Source organism: Microcystis aeruginosa NIES-2549, from assembly GCF_000981785.2.
GTDB classification, from domain to species: domain Bacteria; phylum Cyanobacteriota; class Cyanobacteriia; order Cyanobacteriales; family Microcystaceae; genus Microcystis; species Microcystis aeruginosa_C.
In genome coordinates this window covers 1986536-2005223 of sequence record NZ_CP011304.1, presented here as the reverse complement: position 1 = coordinate 2005223, position 18688 = coordinate 1986536, and the positions used below count along the sequence as shown (strand labels likewise).

Sequence of the window (18688 nt, the reverse complement as noted above, 5' to 3'; positions counted from 1 at the left end):
CTGCGCCCTAGATACCTTACTATCCTAGCGGGTTAAGGCCGCGCCTCTTGCGTATAAAGTGCGGGCATAATCGGTCCAAGTACCCTGGCCCCAATAACGGAAACAACTGGTTTGCACAAGCAAATTATAAAGCAGTGCCTCCAGATAATCCGGTCGTCGGGTAAAACTAGGATCCGCCTGTACTAAAGGATCATATTTCTCGTGGAATTGAGCGCTTAATTGGTTCATCGGTTCGAGGACATTTTCGTAACCGCGCACCCAACTGAGATCATTTGTCCAAGAGGCCCCATCCATGCTAAAACGGTGGTCGGACTGTTTTAACTCAGCGATCGCCTGTTCTACCGCTTCTGGGGTAGCGGCATCGGGATTAACTCGCTGCCAGATTTTATGCTGGTGTACGGCTTGAATTGCCGGATAATCTTCGGGATTAACGCCAGCAGCCTCGATTAACTCCAGATATTCCGTACCGTTAAATCCTGCCACACTGGAACCCCCCTGCATTTCCCGCCAAGGATTGGGAAAATCGCGAGGAAATTCATTCATCATCACGCCACCATTTTCACCGTCGGCAATCTGGGAACCTAGGGAAGGAACCCAAACGCCACCGATTTGCTGTTTACCGCGGCATTTGGCCTCGTGGTAGGGTTGCATTTGGGCAACTAATTTGGTGTCGGAACCCTGGGTTTTAATCAAAGCAGTAATCGCAATCACTTCACCGCGAGAATTACGGGCCACCAGGCGATTAGGAATATATTTTTGTTCCTGACTCAATCCCGAACCGTCGAGATTTTCCACCGAGTGTTCCTGTACCAATAACCAACGATAGCCGCATTCTTTCAGAGCTTTAATATACTCGTAGAGGGTATCAGGATGGTTAGGAAGGTGCATTTCCGGGGGAGAGAACCCTTTGACTCGTTTTAGGGCATCCAGACCAAAAATCGAGGCAAAATAGGTTTGCCATGCTTGCATCTGTAATTTTAGATCGGGAATCGGTGTGGAAGGGGCCACCGCATGACTCCACATCGTCCCCAACCATTCCACAAATGGTTGATATTGACTGTTACAGGTGATTAATTTGAGTTTATCGAGGATATCCTGCCGTCCCATCTGTACCAAACCCCAGAGGAGATTGCCGGAATAATCGAGCATAATCCGGGGATTACAGCCTTCCGCCACCAATTCTGGGATAAAATCGCCCATGCGACTGTAACACCAGGCAAAAACGCTGGCATTATGGTTATCACCATCCCCCTGATTCTCGAACATATGCTGGAGATTGCAGATTAATTCACCGTTAACACCCGCGGGGATGGTGGGTTGGTGCATATGCAAAGCACAGGCAAAACCAGCCTTAATATTGTCTAATTTGAGATTTGTTGTCCGTAAAAAGATCGGATCATCGTGATTGACAATCGCTGCGATTTCCTGTTCCCAACCGCAAATAGTCGGTAGTCCGGGGCGGATTTCCGTGATAGCGTTCGATTTCGATGATACGGGTGTAGCGATCATAATTTTTCAGGCGAATAGATTGAGATGGTTTGTCCCCACTCTCCCAGGGACAACTTTTTTGACTGGCAACAGGTCACTCTTGACTGTTCACTGCTAACTGAGCTAAGAGTGCGGACTTGATCCTATCCCATTTATACTGGGAGTACCTCCCTCCAGACACAAGCCTTCGTAACTCGTTAAAAATCAAGATGATTCTTTACTGAACTTAACCGATCCTCGCACTATGATCCAAACAACTATCCGCCCTTTTACCTGTAACTTTTAACCATGTTCTCGGCGACTACCGAAATTCTTGTTATCTTCTTCCTGATCCTCCTCAATGGAGTCTTTGCCCTCTCGGAAATTGCCATTGTCTCGGCCCGCAAAGTCCGTTTAGAACAATTAGCCAGAGATGATCGACGGGCGGCGGTGGCCTTAAAATTGGCCAATGATCCCAATCAAATTTTATCTACGGTGCAGATTGGCATTACCCTAGTGGGAATCTTTGCCGGGGCCTACGGAGGAGCGAATTTGTCGGCAAGTGTGGCGAAATTATTAGCGCAAGTTCCTGTTTTAGCCCCCTACAATCAAGCTTTGGGATTAGGATTAGTGGTGTTAATTATTACCTATCTATCCCTGGTGGTGGGGGAATTAGTGCCGAAACGGTTAGGTTTAAGTAATCCCGAAAAAATCGCTATCCTTGTTGCCGGTCCTCTTGATCGCTTATCAAAAATTGTTTCGCCCGTTGTCCATCTTTTGAGTCAATCGACTAATCTGATTCTCAGTTTGTTGGGGATTAGCGGTGATAATAATGATTCCCCAATTACGGAAGAAGAATTGAAAATTATGCTTAAACAGGGAACCGAAGCGGGAACCTTTGAGGAAGCAGAACAGGATATGGTGGAAAGGGTGTTAGGATTGGGCGATCGCCGAGTAAGTCAGATTATGACCACGCGTCCGGATGTTGTTTGGCTAGATTTGGAAGATGGTGCCGAAATTAACCGCCAGAAGCTAATTGAGAGCAATCATACCCGTTTTCCAGTCTGTCAGGGCAGTTTAGATGAGGTTTTGGGGGTAATTGAAGTCACAGACTTATTAGCGGATTGTTTAAACGGTGAAAGTTTCGACCTAACGAAGGATTTACAACAGCCGCTTTTTGTGCCGGAAAGCACTAGGGGTTTAAAGGTTTTAGAATTGGTGCAGCAAAGTGGTCATCATATTGCCTTGGTAGTGGATGAGTACGGGGTGATTCAAGGATTGGTGACGCGCAAGGATATTTTAGAGGCAATTGTCGGCGATTTACCCCAATTAGATAATATTGAAGATGCTCAGATCGTGCAGCGGGAAGATGGTTCTTGGTTGATCGATGGCACAGTGGCGATCGAAGATTTTAAAGAATTATTTGAAATCAGTGAATTACCCGGGGAAAAACAGGGCAATTATCACACTTTAGGGGGTTTTATTATTACCCATCTTGGCAGGATTCCGGGGGCTGCTGATCATTTTGAATGGCAAAGGTTGCGTTTGGAAGTGGTGGATATGGACGGTAATCGCGTCGATAAGGTGTTAGTAACGCTATTGTTGGATGATTTGTAAGTAATTGTTAGTAAATATCTAGATTGTTTTAAGCTTGTGAAGACCGATACAATTTTTTATCAACTCTTGCAAACTTTTCCGGGGTTAATTTTTGAATTACTGGGAGAATCAACCCAGAAAGCTGAAAATTATCAATTCTCCTCCCGAGAAATCAAAGAATTAGCGCGTCGTTTTGACGGTATTTTTTTACCGACCACAGCAGCACCGGAACTAATTATTTACTTTGTTGAAGTGCAATTTCAGGATAAAAGTGATTTTTATTGGCGGTTTTTAACAGAAATTGTCATCTATCTCAATCAGTATAAACCCGTTCAGGATTGGATAGCTGTCGCTTTATTTGCCTCCAGGGATCTCGATAATAACTTTCCCTATCAACTGCGGGGATTTGAGATAACGGGACAGATCAGACGTATTTATTTAGATGAATTAATCGATAATCTCGATCCGTCTCTGGGTTTAGGAATTATTCAGTTAATCGTCGCTACACCCCAATTAGCACAGCAACGAGGGAAACCACTTTTAGAAAAAGCGATCGCTGAAATTGATGATCTAGTTTTCCAGCAAAAAGTTATAGAATTAATTGAAAGAACCTTAGCCTATAAATTTACTAATCTTAGTCGCACGGAGTTAGAAGCTATGTTCGGATTAGATGATCTCAGACAAACTCGACTTTATCAAGAAGCTAAACAAGAAGGTCGTGAAGAAGCTAAAACTGAAGCGATCGCTGGTTTACTAGCTTTAGGTTTAAGTATAGAACAGATTGCCACTGCTTTGCAATTAGAATCTACCAAAGTACAAGAGACAGCGGCAAGATTATCCTCCCAAAATTAGAAGGGTAAATTAACAAGTTTATCCCCGATTTTACCCTATTCATTCATATTACGATAGGTAGCCACTGCCGAGGGAGAAATGCGATTGAGATAACGGAAAATCCAATATTTTAAGACTGTATCCAAGATCACGGGAAAAGTGGCGATAAAGAGAAAATTAAACTCGCGATTTTCCGGTAAACCGAAATGACGACTTAACCCTTCTAGGATCACTTCCCAACCGTGGGGAGAGTGGAAACCGACAAATATATCGGTAAAGAGAATAATTAAAAAAGCCTTAGCTGAATCGCTAAGATTATAGAGAATGCCATCGAGAAAAGACTTGACAATCTCGATTTCTCGACGACTAAAAGCGACAACAAAACCAAAGGCAATCAAGGAACAAATATCGGCGAAAATATTAGCGATCGCATTTAAACCTCGTTGGCGAAATTCTTCACTTAGTACCGCCGCTTTTTTAGTAATTTCTCCCTCGATTTCTTCGTTAGATAATTTGGGTGCTAAACCAATCATACCTCGAAAATGTAAAGCTTCCTCAAATCTTCTCAATTCCGAAAAAGCCTCTTCTTCTAAATCCTGATTGATAAAAATAAACTGTTCCTGTTGTTGGAAATATTTATTAACCAAGGGGGTAATCAGGAAAGTTTTGGTTAATTGTTGGGTTAATAAAGGAACAATAATTAACAGTAAAATAAACTTGAGAGAAATGGCGGTTTTATAACGAGAGTTGCGAAATTTCTTTAAAACTGCCTCCTCCGATTCCTCCGCTTGCGGATCGATTTCCTGTTTAATGCGATTAAAAGTATTGACAAAAGAACGGGGTAAAACCCCCGGTTTTTCCGTAGCTTTTTGGGATTTATTACTTTTGATTATTTCCTCCTCTTCAGGACTACCGGCCGCTAAAAAAGAGCGATTTCTCGAAGTTTTATTTTTAGATGTTTCCTGCTCAAAATTTCGGTTCTGGAGACTTTTGGGTACATCTTGAATATCTTCTTGCCAATAATTATCTTGATATTTTCCGATAACACTATCGATAAACTGAAGTTTTTTCAGACAAACATCTGTGGTGACAGTAATCACCCCATTATTAATTGTCGGTTGATTTGGTCCAAAGGTATTAACGATCGAGCGACTAGCTTTAAACTCCGTCAATCTGACTTTAATTTTTTGCAGATAACCTTTAACTTCTGAGATAAAATAGGAATTAGTGCTGCTGCCATAATTCGAGAACCCATTGGCCACTTTTCGCCCTTGAAAATGCTTGTCTTCTATCTCCTTAATCTTCAAAGCTGCATGATACGCCTCATCTAAAGAACGTTCAGGAGTTTGTAATAACCATTGATTAACACCTTGTAAAATCCGATTAAGATTCATAGAAAACAATTACTTCCACAAGGAAAAAGCTAGAGTACCGATCAGTCATCTTAACAAATACAATCGAGAAAAAACGATGTCAATCATACCAATTTGGATCGAAGGTGGCACGCGATCAGGAAAAACCACCGCTTTAGTCAGGGAATTTCAGCGCTGGGTGTCTCGCGATCAACTGAAATCATCGCCCCTTCCTCGATCGATCTTAGTTTTCGCTGCCAACGATGATAATAAAGGGGAATTAGCCGATCGATTAGCCCTTGCTGTTAAGGGTAGCCATCCGATTCTCTGCAAAACCCCTTTAGGTTTTCTCACCGATGAAGTCATCCTGTTTTGGCCGTTAATTTTCGAGTTTTTGGGGCTAAAAGCGCAATTTCCCCGCCGATTACGCCCAGAAACGGAGCAGGAACTCGCCACCCGTCTCTGGCAACCAGCGATCGCTAAATTATTCCAGCTTACTAGCATAAATGAATATCGTTTCGTCCGTCAAGTTCTCGATCTGTTACAATTAGCCGGCGCTAGTGGTGTTCCCGCAGAAAAGATACCCGAAAGATTAGCCGACGGATTATCAGAAACAGATTTAAAACGAGTTTTAGCGATTAATGAGCAGGAAACACCAGAAAAAGTGGGAGAATTAATCATTCAATGGCGTGATTGGTCTCTAGAACGTGGTTTATTAAGTTATGGTATCATCTACGAACTCTATTGGCGCTATTTATTCCCTGATAGTCGTTATCAACAGCAACTATTAAAACGCTTCCGGGCAGTTTTTGCGGACGATGTGGACGATTATCCGGCTATTGCCAAGGATTTACTCAGTTTTTTCCTCGATCATGACTGTTTTAGCGTTTTTACCTACAATCCCCAGGGAAAAATCCGCTTAGGATTAACTGCCGATCCCGATTATCTACAAAAATTAGCGGCACGCTGTCAAACTATGCCATTATCTACCACTAACGGGTTAGCGGCTCAGTTTAGCGAGACGATTCTCTCCTTAATCAGCGACGGTAACTATCTTGGCAATCTTCCCGATCAATTCATCTCCCTGCAAACCACCTCTCGCGCTGAATTGTTGCGGAAGACAGCCACAGCTATTATTCAAGCAGTCAATCAAGGAGCAGTAAAAGCCGAAGAAATCGCCGTTATTGCCCCCGGTTTAGACGAAATCGCCCGTTATAGCCTGATGGAAATTTTAACCGGTGCCGGGATAGCCGTTCAACCCCTGAACGAACAACGACCCCTGATCAGTTGTCCTCTGATTCGGGCATTATTGACCCTTCTCGCCCTTGTTTATGAAAATTTGGGGCGTTTAGCCCCCCAAGAGGCCATAGCGGAAATGCTGGTGATTTTTAGCCGTTATCGCTGGGATGAAGAACAAAATTTAATTCCCGATATCGATCCAGTTCGCGCCGGATTAATTGCCGATCATTGTTATCAAGTGCATCCAGAAAATCCTCGTTTATTAGCGATCGAAACTTTTCCCCGTTGGGATCGCTTAGGACAAAAAGCTTGTACTGCCTACGAAAGAATTTGTCACTGGATCGAAGGGATGAAAAAACGGCAGCAAGAAGCCAAACTTTTCCCGATTTTTGTCTTAAATCAAGCGATCGAACAATTATTAAACGATGGGGAAAATTTGCCCTTCGATCACTTGGCAGCTTTGCGAGAATTAATGGAAACTGCCCAACATTTTTGGGAGATCGATCGGCGTTTGCGTGAGAGTGAACCCTCTTTTCAAAGTCCCAGCGAAACTATTAGTCAGTTTATCCAACTTTTGCGCCGTGGTACAATTACTGCTAATCCCTATCCTGTGCGACAATTTATTAAATCTTCCTCAGCAGTCACCCTAGGCAATATCTTTCAATATCGTTCTTTTCGTTCTAGTCATCGTTGGCATTTTTGGCTAGATTGTTCTTCTCCACTCTGGGAACAAGGAGGTGCTGCTACTCTTTTTGCTGCGCCAATTTTTTGGCTAAAAAGTCCCTATCAACCCTGGACAACAGAAGCAGAATTAGAGGAAAATCAGGACCGTTTACAGAGAGTTTTAAGGGATTTGTTAGCAAGGGTAAGCGAAAAAGTTATCCTCTGTCACAGTGATTTAGGAGTATCGGGAACCGATCAAACCGGACAACTTTTATCCTTAGTACAAGCGGCAAAAGAATATAATTACAGCATTTCTCCTCAAGATGAAGTATAACCTAAGTTGCTATTGACGACTGGCCACCCAAAAGGAAAACTTCCTATCTCACCATCACCAATGCAGCCCGGCGATGGATAATAGAGAGAACTTGGTCTGGGTTGATAAATCTAGAGGATTATGTGGGAATTATGAGGAATTGCCAGAGAATCATGAGAGAGTCGTTTATATTGTCATGGTAGGTCCGATGCTTCGCCGTTTAACCGATAATCAGCATGGTGGGTTCAATCAACAAGTTTAACCCTCTGCTAACCAGCGCACGGCATCCTTAGCGTGGTAGGTTAAGATAATATCAGCCCCCGCCCGTTTAAAGCTGGTTAAAGTCTCTAAAGTCACCCGTTTTTCGTCAATCCAGCCATTTAACGCCGCCGCTTTAATCATTGAATATTCCCCCGATACATTGTAGGCAGCCACGGGTAAATTAGTCATTTCCTTGATTCTCCAGATAATATCCATATAAGATAGAGCAGGTTTAACCATTAACATATCTGCTCCCTCTAATACATCTAATTCCACCTCTTTTAAAGCTTCCCTGGCATTACCCGGATCCATTTGGTAGGTTCTGCGATCGCCAAATTGGGGGGTAGAATCCGCCGCATCCCGAAACGGACCATAATAGGCAGAGGCATATTTAGCCGTATAGGAAAGAATCGGTGTATCACTATAACCCGCCTCATCCAATCCTTGACGAATTGCCTGCACAAAACCATCCATCATTCCCGAAGGTGCAATGATATCCACTCCTGCTTTTACCTGGGAAACGGCGGTTTTTTGCAATAATTCCAGAGTGGGATCGTTTAACACCCTGCCGGTTAAATCTCCCGTTTGCAGATAACCACAATGACCGTGGTTGGTATATTCACACAAACAAGTATCGGCGACAATGAGTAGATCGGGAACTGCCTCTTTAATTGCTGTGGCCGCTTTTTGCACAATACCATGATCGTGCCACGCTCCCGTCGCCTCTGTGTCTTTACTTTCTGGCAGCCCGAATAAAATAATCGCTGGGATTCCTAAATCACGCACTTCCTTGGCTTCGTTAACAATTTTATCGATTGATAATTGGTACACCCCCGGCATCGATTTCACTTCCTGAGCGATACCTTCCCCCGTCGTGGCGAAAAGGGGATAGATAAAGTCATTGGCTGTCAAGACGGTTTCACTCACCAGACGGCGCATTTGAGGGGTTTGACGCAGACGACGGGGGCGATGAATAGGAAACATAGTTTTTTGTGATTAAATCGGGAATCTGGTCTCGATTCTTTAGTTTAAATCTTTGGTTAGGATGAACACAAATCAATTCAGCCAGCTGCGGGCTGCTGGCAGCTATCGGCAATATTTAGTCATTTTGAGCTTAATCACACTATTTAGGTTAAAAATGACCTAATGAGGCTCTATCGTCGTTTTTAAGGCGAAAAACCAGCAATTTGACTAAAATTTCATCTTTATAGCGATCAATTTTGCCGTCGCCACCACCGCATCTATTTACAAAACTTTACCTCATCAGTTATCAGTTCACTGATGGCTCTCTTGGATAGAGGTGCAAGCGTTCACCGATTACTGTTCACTGTTCACTGACTCTCAAAACCCATCTCCATTTGGGAGAAGGATCGTTTATTCTAGTAGGTAAGAGCGATCAATTCAGGATTTTTGCTATGGCCAACTTAGGTGATTTAGTCAAAAAAGCAGTTTATTTGGGTGTAGGCATTGCTACTTATGCCGCCGAAAAAGCTGAAGTAAATTTACAAGAATTAAGAAATCAAGCCCAAAAATTAGCCGATGAGATGATTGCTCGCGGCGAAATAAACGCGGAAGAAGCGCGCAAATACGTTGATGAGTTGGTGAAACAGGCACAACAGCAAACGGTAGAAGGTAACGAATCTAATATTCCCCATGAACCCCGACGGATAGAAATCATTGAAGATGAGGAAGACACCAAGGCAGCCAATCCAAAAGTAGATGAATTGCGGCAACAGGTGGAACGTCTTCAGGAAGAATTACGGAAACTGCAACGGGATTAAAACCTAGATTTTAGCAACAAATAATTAATTATTACCAGACAAGGGATGCAAGTATAAACATGGACGATTGGCAGAAAGATTTTTGGGAAGTGATCGAAACTGTGGCGGTGGGAATTGAAACTTTTTTCCAAGAAGTAGCCCAAACTATCGAAGAAATTAATGAGGAGATTATCATCGATCTGGAACAGTTTATTCAAGAGGTTTTACCCCAGGAATTAGAAGAATTTTTTAACCTCGATGAATACCCCTTTTCGGAATCAGATGAACCCTCGGATTTTACCCTCACTCCTAAGGTTAACCCCGATCCTAACACCCATCCTGCTTGTATCGGTTGCCGTAATTATCACGGTTATATCTACGGAGGTAATCTTCTCGTCTGCGGTTTCCATCCCTACGGTTGGGATAGTGATAGTTGTCCTGATTGGCAAGCAGAGAATTAGTTATTTTTCTATAAAATCAGGTAGGGTTATTATCCCTACCCATAGCTTTTATCTCAAAGCAATTACCCGTCATTTTTAGTTAAGAATTACCCTTGGGAGCATGGTAAGGTTCAGAATCAAAAGGCTGCATCCCCACATCGGGATATTCATCATTGCTGGGACTAAAAATGCGAGCGAAAGCCTCTGTTAGGTACTGGACAAAATTGTGTAACGTATCCTTGATATTCATTGCTTTTCTCTCCGACTCTCGACAACAATCTCTTTTTCGGATCAGGTTGATTCACCCCTCCATCCCAATTATCTGGCCAGAATCTCATCAATTGTTGACTTTTGAGATAATTCTTGAATAATCTTCATAAGACTTTATAGTTTTTCTGGTTTATCCAAACTTTTATAATAATTCTTGTATTTTTGTCAAGGAAAGATTATTCAATTAAATCACTGAACAAATATTTGATTGTTGTCCAGAAAGGATTGTATCTTTGTTGATCATCTAAGCATAAATATCCATTGACAAAAACTTTTAATTGAGCATTATCTATCTCCTCATCCAAAAAAAGCTCGATGGCTTTGTGACGAAGTTCTTTAATTTTGTTGAGGTTTAATCCCAACTTTTCGATAGTATTAAAAGATGGGGTCACTAAAATAGATTCAGGTAAATAGTTAATCGTGAATATAAGCTTTTTACAGTTGTTTTTTTTCGGGGCGATCTCGCTAACCCTAACTTTCACCCTCGGCTATGTTAGCCTGAGAGCGATCTCGCGCTTTACCGTCAAGGAATGTATGGCCCTTGCTGGTGCTTGGGGAATGGCTTTACAATCGGCGATCGCTTTCGTTAATTTTCTTTGTGGCTTTTCCGGAAGAACTTTTTTTCTGTTAGCGACGGCTGGTTTATTTATTATCTCTCTATGGTTACTGACGCGACAATTGTGGCAAGCGGAAGAAAGAGAAAACTATAGATGGCTATACCTAGCGATCTTGTTCTGGCTCGTCCTGCTAGGGATGCAATTCTTCGTCGTGCTTTACAGTGGGGGATTTTACTACGGGGATTGGTGGATGCACTTCGATATCGCTCAAATTTTTTTGGGACTTCAGAAAACCGATACGGTTTACTTTGGAACTTATAATGTTACTTCTAGAACTCCTTTATTTAATCTATTTTCTAGTTATTATCTGGCACTTTTAGAAAATTCATTTGCGGTTTATCAAATTACCGCAATTTTACCAGGAGTATTCCTGACCCTCCTAATCCCTCTCTTTCTGCGTCCGTCGTTAATTCCGTTAGCCTTTTTCCTCGTGGCTTTTAGTCCCTATTTGAGTAATATAATCACCTACCCTTGGCCGAAGGTATTGGCCACGGTCTATATCTTAACCGGCATCTATTTCTATCTCGACTTGAGAAACAATCCCCGCACAAGAGTCTATTCGCTTTCTGGGATTGGTTGTGGAGTTAGTTGGGGATTAGCTTTTCTCAGTCATCCTTCCGCTATACTCTATGTTATCGCCCCGATCATCGATAATCTCTGGGTAAATCGTAAAAATTTAGCTCTTGTAGTCCGTCAGTTATTTTTTCCATTAATCCTCATGATCGCCGTGTGTCTTCCCTGGTATTTATGGGGAATCTCTCACTTCGGTCTCGCTTCTATCTTCCAGACGGCAATGGGAACGACGGGGGGGGCGACCGCGAGCGTTAGAATTTCCGATGCTTTCAACAATGCGTGGTCTACCGTTTATCCCCTAGAACTTTCCGACGCGGTTCAAGATCGAATCCAGAAAGGCCCCGGAGAGGGGGGCGAGTTTTACATCTTACGCTATCGGCTGTGGAATTCATGGTTTCGCTTGTATTTTAGTGTTTTAGCCGGCTCTATAACGATAACCCTGAGCGCCGTCCTTCTGACGGTTTTCGGGAAACGAGTTTTCGGAAAAGTTAAGGGTAAACCTTTGTTTCCCAGATCATTTTTAGTATCGGTACTCGCGAGCGGTTTTTTGGGAGGTTGTTTCCTGCAACCCGGATTTCATCGAGGGGGAATTATCGGCGAGAGTATGACTCCTATCGTGGTTCTGTTGCTCTTGATCGTTACCGAATATCTGGCCATGTTACCCGTGAGACTGAAACAGTTAATTCTCTTCACTATCGTGGGAGAGTTCGTTCTTTCTCGGGGGATTCACTTGTTATTTCTCGGTGCGGAAAAAACGGTAGTTTGGGATGGAAATGCCGATCTAAAAACTAACTATAGTTTACAATTCGCCCGGGATCTGATCGGTACTCCGATCGGCTTATTTATGGCGATAGTTGCTTTAATCATTTTTCTGGTGATCGGTTGGAAAACCGTATCGGGAGGCGGTGATCTTCGAGAATCCCTGGAATAACGATTTCCCTTTGCGGGCGATCAATTTTTTGGTAGCAGGATTAGCAATCAATAGAACTGCAAGTGAAATCAATCGAGTGACCGAAAAACCATTTTTATTTTGCTACTCCTTATCATTCTTGGGAGTTAATCGTACTATTAAAAACGGATTTAGTATCATACCCTATTGACAATTGGCAAATTGTGTGGGCATTTCAAGTGATACCAGTCAATCAGAATAGTTACGAACTGGACCCATTTGGTCGATTTTTGTTTAACAATTGAGATGGCAAATTCTCCTCAAATATGCCTGAATCGTCATCTGGGTAAGCAACTCACATAAAGTTCATTTTGTCAAGGATTTTTAAGATACCCTTACCCTGTCTGTTAGGTACTGGACAACATTCTGTAACGTATCCTTGATATTCATTGCTTTTCTCTCCGACTCTCGACAACAATCTCTGTTTCGGATAAGGTTGATCTACCACCCCAATTATCTGGACAGAATCTCATCAATTGTTGACTTTTGAGATAATTCTTGAATAATCTTCATAAGACTTTATAGTTTTTCTGGTTTATCCAAACTTTTATAATAATTCTTGTATTTTTGTCAAGGAAAGATTATTCAATTAAATCACTGAACAAATATTTGATTGTTGTCCAGAAAGGATTGTATCTTTGTTGATCATCTAAGCATAAATATCCATTGACAAAAACTTTTAATTGAGCATTATCTATCTCCTCATCCAAAAAAGGATCGATGGCTGCCTTACGAAGTGCCTTGAGTTTATTGAGGTTTAATCCCAACTTTTCGATAGTATTAATTGCTTTTTGATCATCTTCTTGTGCAGGTTTAATTGTACCATCATAGTTAAAGGCAAAGTGAGACTCACAATCGGGATTAAGTGGAGAGATTAAGAGATTTTCATCAAACCAGTTATCTTTTAGATTACCACAGTGCCGAGGTTCACCAGGCTTAAGATTTGCCTGACAGGAACATAGCAAATTGGCATAATCTAGGGGATCAACACTGGGATCACTTTGAGGTTTAAAATGTTCTATATGCCATTTACCATCAATCAATCGATTTTCACAATAACAACATATTTCCCCCTGTTCTGTCATCAAAGCTTTAATTAGTATTTCTTTTGGTTTTCCCGCTAAATTTCTAAAGTCGGGCTGCCAATCTGAGTTAGCTTGCTCTTTCCAATTCTTAAACTCTGGTGGTTCTTGTCTTTTTCTAATATACTTCATTTTCCGATAATTTCCTTGCGTCGAATAATAACTTCAGCTTTAATTAATTCTGGATCATCTTGAATTTTAGCTCTGAGATCATTGATTTTATTTTTAGCTGCCTCTAATTGATTTTGAGAAATTTGTTCATAGATATCTTTCAAAGCTTCAGCGATTTCCTTGGGACGAGTTGTCTCTAATCCCATCAAATCTTCCAAAATTCGATCAACATTTTTGCCGTAGGACTCTTGCACGGGATGAAATTTTATTCCCATTTCTGTTTGTTCCATGAAGTGTAAACTTTCTGGTTGAACATGAGTGATAATATTAGGAGAATGGGTGGAAATAAAAAATTGACAGTTAGGAAAAACTTCTAGTAATTTAGGTACTACAAATCTTTGCCATTGAGGATGTAAATGTAAATCAATTTCGTCAATGATAATAACACCATTACCCGTTAAGGGATAAGGATTTTGAGGATTAGCAATCGCCATTCTTCGAGCTAAATCTCCAAGCATAGCAATCAGACATTTTTCTCCATCAGAAAGTTGATTAACAGTAACTATTTTATTCTTTTTTGTTACTTCCATTCTCAAAGGATTACGACGGACGCTAAGATTAGTAAAATCGGGTAGAAAACGTTCGATCGTTTCCCGAACCGCTTCCAATTGGGGATCAGGAAAACAAAAACCTTCTGGTTTAATTAGATAATCCTGATATTTTCTATTTTCATTTTCTAAATCTTCACGTTCGCGAAACCATTCAAAAAAAGTGCGAAAATCTGATCCACTGGTTAAAGCATTTTCGTAGGCACTTAGAGAATCAAATTGATGTTTTGTTTTAATTTTTAATGGTATATCTACCACGGCTCGATTAACAGAATAATAAACAAATAAAGGTAAGTTAATTTGTCCTTGATGTTCAGTAATTTGTCGTTGTATTTCTTGACTGTATTCATTTAATTGGCTAAAATTACTCCGTTCTCCAGCGTGGATATATCCAGTCCTAGTTTTTACTATTTTCCAAGTAATCTCTTGACTATCTTCCGTCACCCCAGTGATTTCAATTATAGCCGTCCCCTGACCATTATTAATCTCGGTTTCGCTAATCTGTTGTCCACTGGCATTAGTGTTTTTTAGGCGATTAACTAACCATGAAAGCATAATAGCCAAACTGTCTAAAATGGTTGATTTTCCCGCCCCATTAACTCCTATAAATACGTTTAATTGCCGATGAAAGTCGATGTTTAAACTGACTGCACCTCGATAATTAATAAGCTTTATAGACTTAATTCTCATGGTTTTTTGTATCGGCAAGATTTGCTTATATTTGAGATAATTGTTAGAGAATGACTCTCGAATAATTGCCAGTAAAACTTAGATAGGCTTAAGAGACAGTAGGACAAGGAATAGAAAAAAATATCGACCAAAGAAATAATATCTAATTTTGGCACAGAACCGGATAGTCATAATGATTATTTATCATTTACCCTCGACTAACTCAAAAAAAACCAGGCTGACTTTCCCGATCGCTGCCGTCTGTGAGACAATCGATCGAGTGTTATCCTAAACTCTGCCAATTTTCATGTCCGACGACGCTACTATTCGCACTGCTGTACAACGTCTCTACAATACCTATCCTTTCCCCCCCGAACCGCTCCTAGATGAACCTCCTCCGGGTTACAATTGGCGCTGGAATTGGATTGCTGCCTATAACTTTTGTTGTCATCGTAAACCCGAACGAGAGGATATTCGGATTCTCGATGCAGGTTGTGGTACTGGTGCGGGAACCGAATATCTGCTCGCTCTCAACCCTTTCGCTCATGTAGTCGCGATAGATATCAGTGAAAAAGCTCTAGAAATTGCCAAAGAACGCTGTAATCGTTCGGGAGTCGCAGCAAAACACCGAGGTTCTCTGGATTTTCACCATTTACCCCTTGAATCCGCCACTAATCTCCCCGGAGAATTTGATTTAATTAACTGCGTCGGGGTGCTGCACCATCTCCCGGACCCGATTAAAGGTATTCAATCCCTCGCGCAAAAACTGGCCCCTGGTGGTCTGCTGCATATTTTCGTCTATGCTCAATTGGGACGCTGGGAAATCCAGTTAATGCAATCTGCGATCGCACTTTTGCAGGGAGACCGACGCGGGGATTATAAAGATGGGGTCGCTGTCGGCCGAGAGATTTTTGCCTCCCTACCGGAAAATAATCGCATTTTGAAACGGGAAAAAGAGCGTTGGTCAATGGAAAATCATCGCGATGAGTCCTTCGCTGATATGTATGTTCACCCCCGGGAAGTGGACTATAATATCGATACCCTCTTTCACCTGATTGATGCGTCAGGATTAGCTTTTATTGGCTTTTCTAACCCTTCCTACTGGCAATTAGAGCGTTTATTGGGTAAATCACCCGAATTGATGGCTAGAGCGCAAAATTTAGGGGAAAGGGAACGTTATCGCTTGACGGAATTATTAGACCCAGAAATCACCCACTATGAATTTTTCCTCGCTAAACCACCGATTTTGACTGCCGATTGGTCCGGGGATCAAGTCCTAGAGAATGCAGTGGCCGAAGTTCATCCCTGTCTTTACGGTTGGCCTAGTGCAAGTGTTCTAGATTACGATTATCGGCCGGTTAATCTCTCGGAAAGAGAATTTGCTTTTTTACAAGCTTGTGATGGTCGTTTAAGCGTGGGAGAAATCGACGCTCAAGTTGCTTTAGGATTAACTGGTGTGCGTTCCTTACAACAGCGCCAACTACTGATTTTAAGTTAGGGAAAATTCTGGGATGTTAGAGATAGCGTCCCTTGGCAATGGGTAACTTGTGAACTAACTTGGCTAAATCTTACAAAAACTTCTTTTTTCTCAACAATTATCCCCCTCCTGTCCCCATAGTTTCAGCCCCAGAATTAACCGGGGCTGAATTATAATAGTTTAAGGAAGTGGACAAGGCTGCTAAATTTCTGATCAGTCCGATTTTTGCCCATCGGCAACCGGGAGAGTTTAATCATTATCCCAAGATTCCGAGGCGATCAAGTCACCAATTTGATCTCTGAGAAGGTAGTCACATCGTTCTAGTTCACATTCAACACAAACCCACTCCCGGGGGGGAATGAACTGACAGAGGGTGTAGATCGGTTGGTGTCTGCTCACTACCCCCTGTTCTACCATCTGACGGACTTCGTCCTTAATCATCCTGATAGAGTAAGCGGTGGGAGCGGTGGAGAAAGTTATGGCACTCATGGGAGATTTCCTGCAAGATCTACAAAAGAAGTCTTATCACTAACTATAGTCTAACCTATAGAGGGACAAAAGAGATTTTTTGCTGTATCGACGATGACAATTTTTTATAATATATAGCGGAACCCTCTCCCCTCGCCAGTTTAGGCTTAGGTTAAGAAAAGTTAAATTTATCGGCTAAAAGTTGTCGAGTCCCCTTATGCCAAATCAGTTATCAGTGATCAGTGATCAGTGATCAGTTAAGCTGTTGACTATCTAGGGTTGGCTGAATAAATGTGAAATGTAGGCAAGGTAAGGGTTTTGGGGCTTTTCTTGCGAAACAGGTGCAAGATTTTGAGAGAATCGTGGTTCAAAACCTTGCATCTTCATCGGCCCGCGTCCTGTAGGGGCGAAGCATTCGGGCAATAACCTATCGGTGAAACCGGAGATTTTCTATCCGAATGCTTCGCCCGTACTTTTTGTCGCAAACCCTATCTAAATTACTGGTTAGGACTGCACTGGAGTGCCGGAGTTGGCAGCAGGGAGGAGAAGTCAGAGCATTTGTACTTAATTTTTCCCTACGCAGTTTAAATTCAGTACAGCTGATCACTGAAAAAAGCTTCCCGCTTACCCTAGCAAATGGGGAATAAAAATAAAAGCCGCTACGAGTAAAGCGGCGATCGAGGCGATTAAAACGGCACCGGCCGCACAATCTTTCGCTATTTTGGCTAAATCATGGTAGGATTGCCCCACCGTCAGATCCACCACTGATTCTAGGGCAGTGTTAATTAATTCTAAGACCATCACCAGAGCGCAGGTAAGGGAGACAATCGCCATTTCTAGGGCATTAACCCGCAAAAATAAGCCCCAACTAATCGCTACTAGGGTAATCAGGGTGTGAATGCGAAAATTTCTCTGACTGACAAAAGCATAACGGACTCCGGCCCAAGCGTAGCGAAAACTGACTAATAGATTCGAGGCGACTTGCCAAGCGTATTCTCTTTGATTGGGATTGTTGCCCTCACTCAGCTGTCCCGATCGAGGGATAAAATTATTGTTGAGATAGGGATTAGATAGGCTGGTAGATTGGTTGGCTTGATGATAGTTTGTCTTCATATTCCTCAATAATGCTTGACAAAAACAACTAACTATGTATCGGCATTTCGACGGTTTTTAACAAAGTTTCCTGTAAAGATAGCATTTCTAACAGACTTGTTTCATCGGGATGGTCCCAACCCAAAAGATGTAAACAAGCGTGGGCAGTTAACCAGGCCAATTCTCGCGCCAAAGAATGATTTTGTGTTAAAGCCTGTTGTTGTGCTGTCTCCACAGAGATGATAATATCCCCCAAATATAAAGGTTCTGTCTCTAAAATGCCCTCATCGACCGGGAAATCCACTTCCAGAGCGGCAAAGGCGAGAACATCCGTCGGTTGATCTTTGTGGCGATATTGGCAATTATAGGTCTGAATTTCTCGATCGTCTGTTAAACGCAAACTTAGTTCATAACCGTCGGCAACGGGGAGATAATCCGATAGATAGCCTAACCATGTCTCCAACCAATAGTGCCAAGTTTGCTCATCCACAGGACTATTTCCGGGATCAAAATAATTATCCTGTAGGCATAAATCCACCCCTAGGGGCAAAGTCTCACTCACCAGATTTCACCCTAGGGACGCGTCAGATAGGAAATACCGACAAAAAAGCCTAATAGGGCTGCTGTAGTCAAAAAAAAGTGTTTTAACGAGACGCCTTTTTTCTTGACCATATTCCGCATCGCCAGTTTGACGTAACTGGGTTGCGCTTCGGCGCCAGTTTCTACTGCGGGGTCAGTGGTGCTAACAGGTTCAGTCATCAGTAATTCCCCAGACAAGGATTGATCGCTATAAGTGTAACAGATTATTAAAAAAGTGCAAAAAAAATTCAATTATGGGAAAAATTGTTAC

At 42.1% G+C, this 18688-nt stretch carries 18 protein-coding genes; 7 read left to right on the top strand and 11 right to left on the bottom strand.

Annotated features, from left to right (window positions below):
* Positions 1–24: 24 nt before the first annotated feature.
* Positions 25–1509, bottom strand: a complete 1485-nt coding sequence (locus myaer_RS09845; RefSeq protein ID WP_046661960.1) for a glycosyl hydrolase family 57 — start codon at positions 1507–1509, stop codon at positions 25–27.
* Positions 1510–1776: 267 nt separating this feature from the next.
* Between myaer_RS09845 and myaer_RS09840 the strand changes: the two genes are divergently transcribed.
* Both myaer_RS09840 and myaer_RS09835 read left to right on the top strand, forming a co-directional pair.
* Entirely contained in the window at positions 1777–3084 is a 1308-nt protein-coding gene (locus tag myaer_RS09840; RefSeq protein WP_046661959.1) for a hemolysin family protein, read from the top strand.
* Positions 3085–3120: 36 nt separating this feature from the next.
* Positions 3121–3915 carry an Rpn family recombination-promoting nuclease/putative transposase gene (locus tag myaer_RS09835; protein ID WP_046661958.1) on the top strand — a complete coding sequence of 265 codons (795 nt, stop codon included), beginning with the start codon at positions 3121–3123 and terminating at the stop codon, positions 3913–3915.
* Between the two features lie 35 nt (positions 3916–3950).
* Here the strand turns inward: myaer_RS09835 and myaer_RS09830 are convergent, their stop codons facing one another.
* Positions 3951–5288 carry a proton extrusion protein PcxA gene (locus myaer_RS09830; protein WP_046661957.1) on the bottom strand — a complete coding sequence of 446 codons (1338 nt, stop codon included), beginning with the start codon at positions 5286–5288 and terminating at the stop codon, positions 3951–3953.
* 76 nt (positions 5289–5364) lie between these two features.
* Between myaer_RS09830 and myaer_RS09825 the strand changes: the two genes are divergently transcribed.
* The gene (locus myaer_RS09825; RefSeq protein WP_046661956.1) at positions 5365–7482 is read left to right on the top strand and encodes a hypothetical protein; all 2118 of its coding nucleotides are present in this window, start codon (positions 5365–5367) and stop codon (positions 7480–7482) included.
* Between the two features lie 237 nt (positions 7483–7719).
* Here myaer_RS09825 and hemB read toward each other — a convergent pair whose 3' ends face one another.
* Complete coding sequence (hemB, locus tag myaer_RS09820; protein WP_046661955.1) at positions 7720–8706, bottom strand: porphobilinogen synthase; 987 nt, start codon at positions 8704–8706, stop codon at positions 7720–7722.
* 431 nt (positions 8707–9137) lie between these two features.
* Between hemB and myaer_RS09815 the strand changes: the two genes are divergently transcribed.
* Positions 9138–9503 (top strand): phasin family protein, encoded by a 366-nt coding sequence (locus myaer_RS09815; protein ID WP_046661954.1) that lies wholly within the window; start codon positions 9138–9140, stop codon positions 9501–9503.
* Positions 9504–9562: 59 nt separating this feature from the next.
* Positions 9563–9943: a hypothetical protein gene (locus myaer_RS09810; protein WP_046661953.1), complete on the top strand. Its 381-nt coding sequence runs from the start codon at positions 9563–9565 to the stop codon at positions 9941–9943.
* A 79-nt stretch (positions 9944–10022) separates the two neighbouring features.
* Here myaer_RS09810 and myaer_RS09805 read toward each other — a convergent pair whose 3' ends face one another.
* Both myaer_RS09805 and myaer_RS09800 read right to left on the bottom strand, forming a co-directional pair.
* A complete protein-coding gene (locus myaer_RS09805) occupies positions 10023–10172 on the bottom strand; it encodes a hypothetical protein (protein ID WP_004163638.1) in 150 nt (49 codons plus the stop codon).
* Positions 10173–10368: 196 nt separating this feature from the next.
* Complete coding sequence (locus myaer_RS09800; RefSeq protein WP_235614835.1) at positions 10369–10584, bottom strand: hypothetical protein; 216 nt, start codon at positions 10582–10584, stop codon at positions 10369–10371.
* Between the two features lie 28 nt (positions 10585–10612).
* On the opposite strand from myaer_RS09800, the gene myaer_RS09795 reads away from it, so the two are divergent.
* Positions 10613–12313: a hypothetical protein gene (locus myaer_RS09795; protein WP_162496089.1), complete on the top strand. Its 1701-nt coding sequence runs from the start codon at positions 10613–10615 to the stop codon at positions 12311–12313.
* A 599-nt stretch (positions 12314–12912) separates the two neighbouring features.
* On the opposite strand, the gene myaer_RS09785 is transcribed toward myaer_RS09795, so the two are convergent.
* Both myaer_RS09785 and myaer_RS09780 read right to left on the bottom strand, forming a co-directional pair.
* The gene (locus myaer_RS09785; protein WP_046661950.1) at positions 12913–13545 is read right to left on the bottom strand and encodes a retron system putative HNH endonuclease; all 633 of its coding nucleotides are present in this window, start codon (positions 13543–13545) and stop codon (positions 12913–12915) included.
* Positions 13542–14822 carry an AAA family ATPase gene (locus myaer_RS09780; protein ID WP_046661949.1) on the bottom strand — a complete coding sequence of 427 codons (1281 nt, stop codon included), beginning with the start codon at positions 14820–14822 and terminating at the stop codon, positions 13542–13544. The genes myaer_RS09785 and myaer_RS09780 overlap by 4 nt, the downstream gene beginning before the upstream one ends.
* 286 nt (positions 14823–15108) lie before the next feature.
* On the opposite strand from myaer_RS09780, the gene myaer_RS09775 reads away from it, so the two are divergent.
* Positions 15109–16299, top strand: coding sequence for a class I SAM-dependent methyltransferase (locus tag myaer_RS09775; RefSeq protein WP_046661948.1), 1191 nt, complete (start codon positions 15109–15111; stop codon positions 16297–16299).
* A gap of 228 nt (positions 16300–16527) precedes the next feature.
* On the opposite strand, the gene myaer_RS09770 is transcribed toward myaer_RS09775, so the two are convergent.
* The 4 genes from myaer_RS09770 to myaer_RS09750 all read right to left on the bottom strand — a co-directional run bounded on the left by myaer_RS09770 (position 16528) and on the right by myaer_RS09750 (position 18597).
* Complete coding sequence (locus myaer_RS09770; RefSeq protein ID WP_002738935.1) at positions 16528–16767, bottom strand: DUF4327 family protein; 240 nt, start codon at positions 16765–16767, stop codon at positions 16528–16530.
* Between the two features lie 603 nt (positions 16768–17370).
* Positions 17371–17859 carry a diacylglycerol kinase family protein gene (locus tag myaer_RS09760; RefSeq protein WP_046661947.1) on the bottom strand — a complete coding sequence of 163 codons (489 nt, stop codon included), beginning with the start codon at positions 17857–17859 and terminating at the stop codon, positions 17371–17373.
* A 28-nt stretch (positions 17860–17887) separates the two neighbouring features.
* The gene (ybeY, locus tag myaer_RS09755; RefSeq protein WP_046661946.1) at positions 17888–18400 is read right to left on the bottom strand and encodes an rRNA maturation RNase YbeY; all 513 of its coding nucleotides are present in this window, start codon (positions 18398–18400) and stop codon (positions 17888–17890) included.
* A gap of 11 nt (positions 18401–18411) precedes the next feature.
* On the bottom strand, positions 18412–18597 hold the full coding sequence (locus myaer_RS09750) for a DUF3285 domain-containing protein (protein ID WP_046661945.1): 186 nt from the start codon (positions 18595–18597) through the stop codon (positions 18412–18414).
* Between the last annotated feature and the right edge of the window lie 91 nt (positions 18598–18688).

Coding starts and splice junctions, on each gene's coding strand:
- myaer_RS09830 (WP_046661957.1), bottom strand. CDS start 5,288: ATGAATCTTAATCGGATTTTACAAGGTGTTAATCAATGGTTATTACAA.
- myaer_RS09815 (WP_046661954.1), top strand. CDS start 9,138: ATGGCCAACTTAGGTGATTTAGTCAAAAAAGCAGTTTATTTGGGTGTA.
- myaer_RS09785 (WP_046661950.1), bottom strand. CDS start 13,545: ATGAAGTATATTAGAAAAAGACAAGAACCACCAGAGTTTAAGAATTGG.
- myaer_RS09775 (WP_046661948.1), top strand. CDS start 15,109: ATGTCCGACGACGCTACTATTCGCACTGCTGTACAACGTCTCTACAAT.
- myaer_RS09845 (WP_046661960.1), bottom strand. CDS start 1,509: ATGATCGCTACACCCGTATCATCGAAATCGAACGCTATCACGGAAATC.
- myaer_RS09760 (WP_046661947.1), bottom strand. CDS start 17,859: ATGAAGACAAACTATCATCAAGCCAACCAATCTACCAGCCTATCTAAT.
- hemB (WP_046661955.1), bottom strand. CDS start 8,706: ATGTTTCCTATTCATCGCCCCCGTCGTCTGCGTCAAACCCCTCAAATG.
- myaer_RS09750 (WP_046661945.1), bottom strand. CDS start 18,597: ATGACTGAACCTGTTAGCACCACTGACCCCGCAGTAGAAACTGGCGCC.
- myaer_RS09770 (WP_002738935.1), bottom strand. CDS start 16,767: ATGAGTGCCATAACTTTCTCCACCGCTCCCACCGCTTACTCTATCAGG.
- myaer_RS09780 (WP_046661949.1), bottom strand. CDS start 14,822: ATGAGAATTAAGTCTATAAAGCTTATTAATTATCGAGGTGCAGTCAGT.
- myaer_RS09810 (WP_046661953.1), top strand. CDS start 9,563: ATGGACGATTGGCAGAAAGATTTTTGGGAAGTGATCGAAACTGTGGCG.
- myaer_RS09825 (WP_046661956.1), top strand. CDS start 5,365: ATGTCAATCATACCAATTTGGATCGAAGGTGGCACGCGATCAGGAAAA.
- myaer_RS09840 (WP_046661959.1), top strand. CDS start 1,777: ATGTTCTCGGCGACTACCGAAATTCTTGTTATCTTCTTCCTGATCCTC.
- myaer_RS09805 (WP_004163638.1), bottom strand. CDS start 10,172: ATGAATATCAAGGATACGTTACACAATTTTGTCCAGTACCTAACAGAG.